Source organism: Clostridioides sp. ES-S-0048-02 (assembly GCF_020658495.1).
Classification (GTDB): Bacteria; Bacillota; Clostridia; order Peptostreptococcales; family Peptostreptococcaceae; genus Clostridioides.
In genome coordinates this window covers 112,543-124,934 of sequence record NZ_JACVWH010000007.1, presented here as the reverse complement: position 1 = coordinate 124,934, position 12,392 = coordinate 112,543, and the positions used below count along the sequence as shown (strand labels likewise).

The 12,392-nt window shown below is 30.0% G+C and carries 10 protein-coding genes; 9 read left to right on the top strand and 1 reads right to left on the bottom strand.

Annotated elements, in window-relative coordinates:
* Positions 1-21 precede the first annotated feature (21 nt).
* A complete protein-coding gene (locus IC173_RS11340; RefSeq protein WP_227482799.1) occupies positions 22-630 on the top strand; it encodes a hypothetical protein in 609 nt (202 codons plus the stop codon).
* A 186-nt stretch (positions 631-816) separates the two neighbouring features.
* Here the strand turns inward: IC173_RS11340 and IC173_RS11335 are convergent, their stop codons facing one another.
* Positions 817-1,689, bottom strand: coding sequence for a LysR family transcriptional regulator (locus IC173_RS11335; RefSeq protein WP_227824132.1), 873 nt, complete (start codon positions 1,687-1,689; stop codon positions 817-819).
* Between the two features lie 427 nt (positions 1,690-2,116).
* Here IC173_RS11335 and IC173_RS11330 point away from each other — a divergent pair, with 427 nt between their 5' ends.
* The 8 genes from IC173_RS11330 (at position 2,117) to IC173_RS11295 (ending at position 12,295) form a co-directional block, all read left to right on the top strand.
* On the top strand, positions 2,117-3,520 hold the full coding sequence (locus IC173_RS11330; protein WP_227855564.1) for a hypothetical protein: 1,404 nt from the start codon (positions 2,117-2,119) through the stop codon (positions 3,518-3,520).
* Between the two features lie 26 nt (positions 3,521-3,546).
* The gene (locus tag IC173_RS11325; protein WP_227824131.1) at positions 3,547-5,091 is read left to right on the top strand and encodes an acetyl-CoA hydrolase/transferase family protein; all 1,545 of its coding nucleotides are present in this window, start codon (positions 3,547-3,549) and stop codon (positions 5,089-5,091) included.
* A 31-nt stretch (positions 5,092-5,122) separates the two neighbouring features.
* Positions 5,123-6,514: an aldehyde dehydrogenase family protein gene (locus tag IC173_RS11320; protein WP_227482796.1), complete on the top strand. Its 1,392-nt coding sequence runs from the start codon at positions 5,123-5,125 to the stop codon at positions 6,512-6,514.
* A gap of 194 nt (positions 6,515-6,708) precedes the next feature.
* Positions 6,709-8,205 carry a 4-hydroxyphenylacetate 3-hydroxylase family protein gene (gene abfD, locus IC173_RS11315; RefSeq protein WP_227432693.1) on the top strand — a complete coding sequence of 499 codons (1,497 nt, stop codon included), beginning with the start codon at positions 6,709-6,711 and terminating at the stop codon, positions 8,203-8,205.
* A 142-nt stretch (positions 8,206-8,347) separates the two neighbouring features.
* Positions 8,348-8,623 carry a hypothetical protein gene (locus IC173_RS11310; RefSeq protein WP_227432694.1) on the top strand — a complete coding sequence of 92 codons (276 nt, stop codon included), beginning with the start codon at positions 8,348-8,350 and terminating at the stop codon, positions 8,621-8,623.
* Positions 8,624-8,648: 25 nt separating this feature from the next.
* Positions 8,649-9,956 (top strand): acetyl-CoA hydrolase/transferase C-terminal domain-containing protein, encoded by a 1,308-nt coding sequence (locus IC173_RS11305; protein WP_227855563.1) that lies wholly within the window; start codon positions 8,649-8,651, stop codon positions 9,954-9,956.
* Between the two features lie 19 nt (positions 9,957-9,975).
* On the top strand, positions 9,976-11,094 hold the full coding sequence (locus IC173_RS11300) for a 4-hydroxybutyrate dehydrogenase (protein ID WP_227432696.1): 1,119 nt from the start codon (positions 9,976-9,978) through the stop codon (positions 11,092-11,094).
* Between the two features lie 283 nt (positions 11,095-11,377).
* Positions 11,378-12,295, top strand: coding sequence for a 5-bromo-4-chloroindolyl phosphate hydrolysis family protein (locus tag IC173_RS11295; RefSeq protein WP_227855562.1), 918 nt, complete (start codon positions 11,378-11,380; stop codon positions 12,293-12,295).
* The last annotated feature ends 97 nt before the right edge of the window (positions 12,296-12,392 follow it).

The window sequence follows — 12,392 nt, the reverse complement described above, 5'->3', positions numbered from 1 at the left end:
TTATGTGAGGTGATAATATCCATGAATAAAAAACATAAGTTTATGAAAAACATAAAAAAAGCCTGGTACAAAATTAAATTGATAGATAGATGTCTTATAATTGTTATGGCAATACTCATGTTTGAATCTATATACACATTGTTTGTCAATGAAGTTAACTCACAAGATACTACTACTATTGATGTAGTGATAAGAACTACTTCAGCAGCAATATTTGGATACTTTTTAAGTGCTAATTTTATAAGTAGAACTTCAAGAAAAGTTACAAATACTGATGCATATTCAAATATTTTTATAGATGATAATTCTTCTAATAACGGTCAAGTACCAAGTCAAAATAATATAATGAATGTGAAAAATACTATTGGATTTGAGTTAGAAAGTGACAATTATCAAAATAATGATAAAAAAGTGACTGTTAATAATGATGAAGAGATTGAAAAAGGAGAAACTAGTGAATTGCAAATTGTTATAGCTACTGTGATTTGTATAGTAGCATTAATAGTACTTTTTATTGTAAGAAATTTTACAACACCAGCAACAGCATCTCTAGGAACTATTTCACAGATGAGAGATTTTGTCTCTGGATGCGTGGGTTTCTTGCTAGGTTGTCCAAGTAAACCCAATTAAAAATATGAGTATTAAAATAGGTAAAATTAATATTAAAGGTATCAGTATAATAATATTTAAGTTATGAATGTATATCATTGTAATTCTTTTGAGATAATATATTTTATTGTTATACTGATACTCAAAAATATTTATAATATTTATCAAAATATATATAATGCTGTATTTACATAATATGTAGAAATATTAATTTATATGAATAGAAGCCATATATTCAATAAAAAGTTTCATACTATGAGATATATATTGATGTTTTCTCCAAAGAACACCAATATTGGCAGTAATTGCACGTTCTAAAGGAATTGAACAGAGATTTTCGGTATTCTGGAATATTTCTTTATATAGTATCGTTGAAGCTAAATCATTTTCTAATAAATAACGAATAGTAGAAAGTTGATTTGAGTGTAAAATTATATTTGGTTTAACCTTCTCAAGTCTTTTTGTAATAATTTTGTAGTGATAAGAACCTTCAGATAGTATGACAAAAGGAATATTTTTCAACATATAGTTTGAAATAATGGACTGTTTTGCTAATTCATTTTTAGGATTTGTAACTAAATATAATTCTGTTTTATATATTGTTTTTGAATCTATATCATCATAAATATCACTATCAATTATACCAATGCAAAAATCAAGTGTAGATTCTTCAATCATTTTGGCACCCACAAAGGTTGGGACTTCAAAAATTTTAAGCTCAATATCTGGATAAATTACATTAAATCTAGGTAGTATTTTTGAAAGTAAAAAAGTACCTAAAACTGTAGGAATTCCTATTTTTAGAGATGCTTTTCTTTTTTTTCCTAAATCTAGTGCATCACTTTGAAAATCCTCAAATTGTCTCGTGAAATTTATTGACTTATCTAAGAAAATCTTACCTTCAGGAGTTAAATCTATTTTATTACCTATTCTAAAAAAAAGTTCAAAACCGAGTTCCTTTTCCAATTCTTTAATAGCTAAGGTTATAGATGGTTGAGAAATATGAATACTTTCTGCTGCTTTAGTCATGTTTTTATATTTACAAACAGTTTGGAAATAATATAGATAATTTATGTTCATTGGTTAATAGTTCCTTTCATTTATGTAATTAGTGACAAGTATATAATTAACAACAATATAAGTTTTGTATATTATTGTAGAAAAATAGAATAGTTTTAAACTATCATATCATAAGTTTTTGATATTTTCAATCTATTAAGAATAGTGCTATTATTAAATTAACAAAAGATGATAGCTGATATAATTTAGGTAACAACTATTTAAAACCTAGTTATATCAATGAATATTAAAAATTTAACTATCTAAAAATAATTAGCATTTATGTAATTTAACTGTTAACTAAATTGTAACATAAAAAACTAATGTTAGAGGGATGAAATTTTTTTAATTAGAAATGTTAATTTAATAACAAAATATAATTTTGTAAAGTTTGCAAAGAGGGGAGAGATATATTTTTTAATAAATATCGTTAATTTAATAACAAAATATGAAAGGGAGTGGTTTGGTGAAATTTGAGTTAATGGATTTTTTAATGAACCCTTTTGTCCTTATGTTCGCTGCTGTAATTACAGGAATATTATTTGGAAAAATTAAATTTGGGAAGTTTAATTTTGGAGTGTCAGGAGCGTTATTTACAGGATTATTTATTGGATGGCTTGTGTATAGCTTAGGAAATTCAGTAATAGCAAAAGGAGAGACAGCAGCAGGGTATAAGGCAGCAACTATCATGATGGGCAATGGAATTATTTCTTCTGATTTCTTTGATTTTTTTCTAATTATATTTGTTGCAGCAGTTGGTTTATTGGCTGCTAAGGATATGAAAGCTGTACTTAAGAAGTATGGAGCTAGATTTGTAGTTTTAGGAGTGCTTATAACTTTTATAGGAGGCTCTATGACTTATGCAATGACTTTGCTATCAAGTAATAAAGGAAGTAGTGCATATGAGGTTTCTGGTGTTTATACAGGAGCACTAACAAGTTCTCCTGGTCTAGCTGCTGCTCTAGAAACAGCTGGTAAACATGCAGAAGATGTATCAAAAGAGTTTGAGAAAGCATCAATAAAAGATAAAAAAGAAATATTAAAAGTAGTTGATCCAGAGGGAAAATTGGATGTAGCTACAACTACATCACTAACTCAAGAGCAAATAGATAAGTATATCGCATATGCTGAAGCAGGTGTTGGTATAGGGCATGCAGTTGCCTATCCTTTTGGAGTATTAATAGTGATTTTAGGAGTAAATTTCCTTCCTAAAATATTTAGAATGGACCTTAGAGAAGAAAGAAGAAAATATGAAAAAGAAATGAAAGAAGCTAGAGATAGCGTTGGTGGTAAAACGATACCAGAAGTTCCATTTAATATAATAACATTTTTCTTAACATGTCTTGCCGGATATTTAGTTGGAGGAATACACGTGTTCATGGGACCATTAGGATACTTTACATTAGGGGCAACTGGTGGTTCTTTAATTGTATCTCTAATACTTGGATATATAGGTAAGATAGGTATAGTAAATTTCAGAATGGAAGAAAAAGTATTAAATATTCTAAAACAAATAGGGCTAGTATTTTTCTTAGCAATAGTTGGATTAAGATATGGTGGTAAAGTTGTTGATTCAATTATGACATCTGGGATGCATCTAACTTTAGTAGCTATAGTAGTAGGAATTACAGCTATGATGATTGGATTTTTAGTTGGTAAGTATGTATTCAAACTAAATTGGATTTTGTTATCTGGAGCTGTCTGTGGTGGTATGACATCAACACCAGGTCTTGGAGCTGCTGTTGATGCTCTTGATAGTGATGACCCAGCAGCAGGGTATGGTGCTACCTATCCATTTGCACTGTTAACTAAAGTTATATTGGTTATAGTTTTACACAAACTTCCAATGTAAATAAGATTTTATATGGGGGGATATTTATGAATAATGAAGGAGTATTTGAAGAATTAAGCGAAAGATTAAGAAATAAAAAGTTATGTGATTTAATTATGAATGCAGATGAAGCTGCTAAACTTATAAATAATGGGATGGTTGTTGGACTTAGTGGATTCACACCTTCAGGTTACCCAAAAGCAGTACCATTAGCGGTTTCAGAAAGGGTTAAAAGTGGAGATAAGATAAAATTGACTGTATATTCAGGAGCATCTTTAGGACCAGAAGTAGATGGAGCATGGGCAGAAGCAGGAATAATTGAAAGAAGACTTCCTTATCAAACTAATTCAATACTTAGAAACAGTATTAATAAAGGTGATGTCAATTATATAGATATGCATCTAAGTCATTCTACTCAATTTTTAAACTATAAAACTATACCTAAAGTGGATGTAGCGATAATAGAAGCACTTGCCATAACTGAAAATGGAGATATTGTACCAACTAGTGGGATAGGAAATTCACCATCTTTTGTAAAAAGTGCAGACAAAGTAATTGTTGAAATAAATCTGGCAAAACCAATGGAGATGGAAGGTATGGCAGATATATATATTACAGAAAATCCGCCAAACAGGAAACCAATAGAAATAAATCATCCTAAAGATAGAATCGGAACGACATATATACCTTGTGGTTTAGATAAGATTGCAGGAATAGTAATCACTAATATGCAAGATAAAACACGTCCATTGGGTGTTGTAGATGAAGCTTCAAAAAAAATATCAAATAATATTATTGCATTTCTTAGAGAAGAAGTAAAATCAGGTAGATTGTCAAAAAATTTACTTCCTCTTCAATCTGGTGTAGGAAGTGTAGCAAATGCAGTTTTATATGGACTATGTGAATCTGAATTTGAGAATTTAACTTGTTATACAGAGGTTGTGCAGGACTCTATGTTGGACTTAATAAGAATGGGTAAAGTTACAATGGCATCAACTACATCTGTAAGCCCATCACCAGAAGGATTAATAAAATTTGAAAATGATATAGATTTCTTTAAAGATAAGATTATATTGAGACCTCAAGAGATTAGTAACAACCCAGAAATAGCTAGAAGAATTGGTGTAATTGCAATGAATACTGCAATTGAGGTTGATATTTATGGAAATGTAAACTCAACTCATATCATGGGTTCAAAGATGATGAATGGAATCGGTGGTTCTGGTGATTTTGCTAGAAATGGAGCCATAACTATATTTAGTACTGAATCAATTGCAAAAAATGGTGATATATCATCAATAGTACCTATGGTATCTCATGTAGACCACACTGAACATGATGTAATGGTAATTGTAACAGAACAAGGATATGCTGATTTAAGAGGTCTTGCACCTAGAGAAAGAGCTATTAAGATAATAGAAAATTGTGTTCATCCAGATTATAAAGATCAACTTATGGATTACCTAAATAGAGCATGTCAAAATGGAGCAAAACAAACTCCTCATATATTAGACGAAGCTTTATCATGGCATAGTAAATTTATGAGTACAGGTACAATGAAGAAGTCAGAAACTTTTGAAAGTGCATTATAAAAATATTTAATAAATTGGAGGAATATTAAAAATGGAAAAAGCAGTAGAAAACTTTGAAGATTTAAGCAAAGAATATATTAATGGATACATTGAGAGGGCTAGAAAAGCTCAAAGGGAGTTTGAATGTTATACTCAAGAACAAGTGGATAAAATAGTGAAGATAGTTGGAAAGGTAGTATACTATAACGCCGAATATTTAGCTAAACTTGCAGTAGAAGAAACTGGAATGGGTGTATATGAAGATAAAGTAGCTAAAAATAAAAGTAAAGCGAAAGTTATATATAATAATTTAAAAGATAAGAAATCAGTTGGTATAATTGATATAGATAGAGAAACAGGAATAACAAAAGTAGCTAAACCAATTGGAGTTGTAGCAGCAATAACTCCTTGTACAAATCCAATAGTTACACCTATGAGTAATGCTATGTTTGCATTAAAGGGAAGAAATGCAATTATTATAACACCACATCATAAAGCAATTGGATGTAGTACTAAGACTGTTGATATGATTAATGAAGAATTAGAAAAAATAGGAGCACCAGAAAATCTAATACAAATACTTGACCAACAATCAAGAGAAAATACGAGAAATTTAATTTCATCAGCAGATGTAGTAATTGCTACTGGTGGAATGGGAATGGTAAGAGCTGCATATTCAAGTGGAAAACCAGCTCTTGGTGTAGGAGCAGGAAATGTCCAATGTATTATAGACAGAGATGTAGATATTAAAGAAGCAGTACCTAAAATCATAGCTGGAAGAATATTTGATAATGGTATAATTTGCTCAGGTGAGCAATCAGTGATAGTGGCAGAAGAAATGTTTGATAAAGTAATGGATGAATTTGAAAGTAACAAAGGATTTATAGTTAGAGATAATGCACAAAAAGAAGCTTTTAGAAATGCCATGTTTGTGAATAAATCTATGAATAAAGATGCAGTAGGACAATCAGTTCATGCAATCGCAAACATTGCAGGAGTTGAAATACCAAAAGATACAAAAATAATAGTAATAGAAGCAGATGGACCAGGTGAAGAAGACATACTTGCAAAAGAAAAAATGTGTCCAGTTATATCTGCATATAAGTATAAAGACTTTGAAGAAGGAGTAGCTATTGCAAAAGCAAATCTAAATGTAGAAGGAAAAGGACATAGTGTATCTATACATTCAAATACAATTAAGAACATAGAATATGCAGGAGAAAATATAGAAGTATCAAGATTTGTAATTAATCAATGTTGTGCTACAAGTGCTGGAGGAAGCTTCTTTAATGGTCTTGCACCTACAAATACCTTAGGTTGTGGTTCTTGGGGAAATAATAGTATTTCTGAAAATCTTGACTACAAACATTTAATTAATATTTCTAGAATTGCTTATTATATGCCAGAAAATGAAGTACCTACAGATGAAGAACTTTGGGGATAAAATTCAAATATAAAAAAGTATTCATTCTAAATTAAAATAGAAATATATTTTAATTTAGAATGAATCTAAACTAAAAATGAATTTAATTTAAAATATTGAAGTAAATTTAGAAGATTGAAAGACGAACAAAAGAAGGAAGTATTATAAATTAACATAAATAAAAATTATTATAAAAGAGAAGGAGTGGTTTTATTATGGCATTAATGACAGGAGCTCAATATATTGAAAGTTTGAGAAAATTAAATACTAAAGTTTATATGTTTGGTGAAGAGGTTAAAAATTGGGTTGACCATCCAATGATTAGACCATCTATAAATTGTGTAGCAGCTACTTATGATTTGGCACATGACCCAGAATATGCAGATTTAATGACAGTTACTTCAAATATTACAGGAGAAAAAATAAATAGATTTGGTCATCTTCATCAAAGTACTGATGATTTGATAAAAAAAGTTAAAATGCAAAGACTATGTGGTCAAAAAACAGCTTCTTGTTTTCAAAGATGTGTAGGTATGGATGCTTTTAATGCGGTATATTCAACAACATTTGAGTGCGACAAAGCGCATGGAACTAATTATCATGATAATTTTGTAAAATACTTAACTTATATACAAGAAAACGATTTAGTAGTTGATGGAGCTATGACTGACCCTAAGGGAGATAGAGCATTATCACCTAGTGCTCAACCTGACCCAGATATGTTCCTTCACATAGTTGAAAGAAGAGAAGATGGAATAGTGGTAAGAGGAGCAAAAGCACATCAAACTGGTTCAATAAATTCACATGAACATCTTATAATGCCTACTATAAGCATGACTGAAGCAGATAAAGACTATGCTGTATCATTTGCAGTTCCTTCAGATGCTGAAGGTGTGTTTATGATTTATGGAAGACAATCTTGTGATACTAGAAAATTAGAAGAGGGAGCAGATGTTGACTTAGGAAATAAAGAGTTTGGAGGTCAAGAAGCTCTAGTAGTATTTGATAATGTATTTGTTCCAAATGATAGAATCTTCTTATGCGGAGAGTGGGATTTCTCTGGTATGTTGGTAGAAAGATTTGCTGGATATCATAGACAAAGTTATGGTGGATGTAAAGTTGGAGTAGGTGATGTAATAATAGGAGCAGCAGCTTTAGCAGCTGATTACAATGGAGCAAACAAAGCTTCTCATATAAAAGATAAATTAATAGAAATGACTCACCTTAATGAAAGCTTATATTGTTGTGGTATAGCATGTTCATCAGAAGGACATAAGACAGAGGCTGGAAACTATCAAATAGATTTACTTCTTGCAAATGTATGTAAACAAAATGTAACTAGATTCCCTTATGAAATAGTGAGACTTGCAGAAGATATAGCTGGTGGGCTTATGGTTACTATGCCTTCAGAAAAAGACTTCAAGTCAGATTTAAAAGTTGGAACAAGTGGAATGACAATAGGTGAAGTATGTAATAAATATTTTAAAGCTTCTTCAGTAGCTTCAACAGAAGAAAGAATGAGAATATTAAGATTCTTAGAAAATATATGTCTTGGCTCATCTGCTGTTGGTTATAGAACTGAGTCAATGCATGGAGCAGGTTCACCACAGGCACAAAGAATAATGATTTCAAGACAAGGAAATATAAATCAGAAGAAAGAATTAGCTAAGACAATTGCAGGAATAAAAAAAGAAAAAGCTCTAAATTTATAAAAAGTTAATATATAAAAAAGTTGATATATAAATGGGAAAATATATTGACTTATACTAATTAATGAAAAAATATATCGTATAAGAATGATTATAAAGTAGTAGTTTGAGTTATAAAAAGAGATTTTAGAAGGAGAATTTACACATGACCTGTGGAGTTAGATTTTGTGGGGGCTGTAACCCTAGATACGAAAGAGGGAAGGCTCTAGCAATAATCAAAGAGCACTTCAATGGTAGAGTAGATTTTAGCGTAGCAGAAGAAGATGTAGAATATGATTTATTACTTATAATTGGAGGATGCACAACTTTATGTGCATCCTACCAACAATATAAAGTTAAGAAATCATATATTAAAATTTGGGATTTTAGTCATATAGAAAGAGCTATAAATATAATAGAATCAGCGATTTGTGAGGCTTAAATAAGAGTTAGATGGGGTGATTTCATTGAATTGGCGAGAATTGTATCAAAGTAAGTTATGTACTGCTATAGAGGCTGTAAAGCATATTAAAGATGGGGATACAGTAGTATTTGCACATTGTGTAGGTGAGCCACCTGCACTAGTAGAGGCAATGATTGAAAATGCAAAACAGTATAAAAATGTTGAGATTAAGCATATGGTAAGTCTAGGCAGTGGTGGATATACTGGTGAGGGAATGGAAACTCACTTTAGAGTAAATCCAATGTTTGTAAGTGGAAATGTAAGAAAGGCAATTGAAAATGGAGATGGAGATTTTACTCCTGCATTCTTTCATGAAGTACCAAAATTAATTAGAGAGAAAAGATTAAAATGTGATGTTGTTTTAGCTCAGGTAACTCCACCAGATGAACATGGGTATTGTAGCCTAGGAACATCAGTTGATTATACTTATGAAGCTATTAAAACTGCTAAAACAGTAATTGTTCAAGTAAATGACCAATTTCCTAGAACTTATGGTGAAGTAGTTCATGTATCAGAGTTTGACTATATAGTTGAAAAGTCACAACCTTTATATGAACTGCAACCTGCTAAGATTGGAGAAGTAGAAGAAGCAATAGGTAAAAATTGTGCTTCTCTAATTGAAGATGGTTCTACTTTACAACTTGGAATTGGTGGAATTCCAGATGCAGTTATGCTATTTTTAACAGATAAAAAAGATTTAGGAATTCATTCAGAAATGATTTCAGATGGAACCCTAGCTCTCTATGAAAAAGGTGTTATAAATGGTAAATATAAAAATGTTGATAAAGAAAAAATGACAGTTACATTTTTAATGGGAACTAAAAAATTATATGATTTTGCTAATAATAACCCAGTAGTTGAAGTGAAACCTGTAGACTATGTAAATCATCCAGCAGTTATAATGAAACAACATAAAATGGTGTCTATAAATTCTGCTATACAAGTTGATTTGATGGGACAGGTAGTTGCAGAGGCAATGGGTCTTAGACAATTTAGTGGAGTTGGAGGTCAAGTTGACTTCATACGTGGAGTATCTATGGGAGAAGATGGAAAGGCAATTATAGCAATGCCTTCAATAACTACAAAAAAAGATGGGACAGTAATTTCAAAAATTGTCTCTATTGTGGATGAAGGTGCTCCTATAACAACATCTAGAAATGATATTGACTATGTTGTAACTGAGTATGGTATAGCAGAACTAAAAGGGAAATCTCTTAGAGAAAGGGCAAGAAATTTAATCAATATTGCTCATCCAAGTGTAAGAGAAAATCTAGCATTAGAGTTTGAAAAAAGATTTAAGGAGAAATATTAATAGTAGAGGGGTGTTAAGTATGGAAGCACTTAGAGTAGTTCCAAAAATATTTTATTTTGATACATTTAAAGAATTCAATGAAGAATTTAAAATAGGAAAAAATGATTTAGTAATTACAAATGAATTTATATATGAACCATATATGAAGCCTCTTGGAATAGATACCAATCTAATTTTCCAAGAAAAATTTGGAACAGGTGAACCATCTGATGAAATGATAGATTCTATGACAAAAGAAATGAAGAAATACAATTTCGATAGAATTATCGCTTTTGGAGGAGGTACAATAGTTGATATATGCAAGATATTAGCACTTGATGTTCCAGAGAAGTCTATTGACTTATTTGAAGGAGAAGTAGCACCTAAAAAAGTAAAAGAATTGGTGGTAGTTCCTACAACATGTGGTACAGGAAGTGAAGTAACAAATGTAGCCATTGCAGAGTTAAAATCTAAGCATACTAAAAAGGGTCTTGCAGTAGAAGAAACTTATGCAGATTATGCAGTATTAATTCCAGAGTCAGTAAAAGGATTGCCTTATAAATTTTTTGTAACAAGTTCAGTGGACGCTCTTATACATGCTATTGAGTCTTATCTATCTCCAAAAGCAAGTCCATTTACAGAAATATATTCTTTACAGGCTATAAAAATGATTATGGATGGATATAAAAAGATTGTGGATAAAGGAGAAGAAGAGAGATTCAATCATCTTAAGGACTTTGTACTTGCATCAAACTATGCAGGAATTGCTTTTGGAAATGCTGGTTGTGCAGCAGTGCATGCTTTATCTTATTCGATAGGTGCAGCTTTCCATGTTGCACATGGGGAAGCAAATTATCAGTTCTTTACTGAAGTATTTAAGATGTACTCTAGAAAAAATCCTAATGGAAAGATTACGCAATGTACAAAAATTTTAGCAGATGCTCTTGAATGTGACTCTAATTGTGACGTTTATGGAGAATTAGAGAAATTCTTAAACAAATTAATAACTAAGAAAGCTCTAAGAGAGTATGGAATGGTAGAAAGTCAGATAGATGAATTTACTGATAGTACGATAGCCAATCAACAGAGATTACTTGCCAATAATTATGTAGAACTTAGTAGAGAAGAAATAAGAGAGATATTTGCAAATCTTTATTAATATAATTTTTTATTTGGATTAAGTATAGATGAGATAAATAATGATAATTATATAAATATAAAAAATGAGAGGGCTTAAATTTACTTAAAATTAAGTTCTCTTATTTTTGTATAGCATTAAATGTAAGTACATTTTTAGTTAGAAAATGTACTTACATTTAAGTCTATTACTTTATTTGAAATAATTTGTAGAATTTCAAATTCCTTGACAGTAATAAGTAAGTAATTGTATAATCAAACTGAAATATAATAATAATATTAGTAAAAATGAAAGGATATAAATCATGTATAAACCAGAGAATTTTTCTAAAAAATCTGTATTAATAAATTCGTTTTTAAGTAAGTTTTTGAAGATAATTGGATGGGGTCTAGTAGGCTTATTTACACTATCAGCCTTAGTATTGTCAACTATTTCAATTATAATTGGATGGGCAGTTATACTTCCTATTCAAGTATGTGCTTTATTCTTAATAATAGGTGGAGTTTGTATTTTTAAAGGTAAAAGATTAGGAGACCAAATTTCTCGTTATAAAAAATACTGTACAATCATAAGTAATAAAAATATTATTCCAGTAGAACTTATTGCAGAAAGTACATCTAAATCACTAAAATTTATAATAAAAGATGTGCAAAAGATGATAGATAAAAATTACTTTATAAATACTTATATTGATAAAAGAAATAATCAAATTGTATTGACAAATGAAGATGGAGTTCCACCAACATATGAAGATGTAGTATATGAAGTTGAAGAAGATGAAGTTGAGAATAGCAATGAAGCTGATATGATTATTAAAAAGGGAATGGACTATTTGAGACAAATAAAAGAGGCTAATGAAAATATTAAATCAGAATCAATGTGCAAGAAAATTATACAAGTAGAAGATGTTACAAGTAAAATATTTGATGTTGTAAAACATGACCCATCAAAACTTATTCAGATACAAAAATTTATGGATTATTATATTCCAACTACTTTAAAGCTTTTAAATTCATATCATACATTGGAAGAACAAGGAATAGACAGAGAAAATATAACAACAACTATGGAAAGCATTGAAAGTACAATGAGTACAATTGTAGTGGCTTTTGAAAACCAACTGGATTCTCTATTTGAGGATGAAGCTATTGACATATCTACAGATATTACTGTTTTAGAAAATATGTTAGTTCAAGAGGGATTAACAGGTGGAAAGTTTTAACTGTAATATAAAAAATATTCTGTTATTTTTGAACAGTTAAGTAGTTATGAAGGATAAAAATATGTAAGATATAAGTATATAATTAGTACTTTATGAA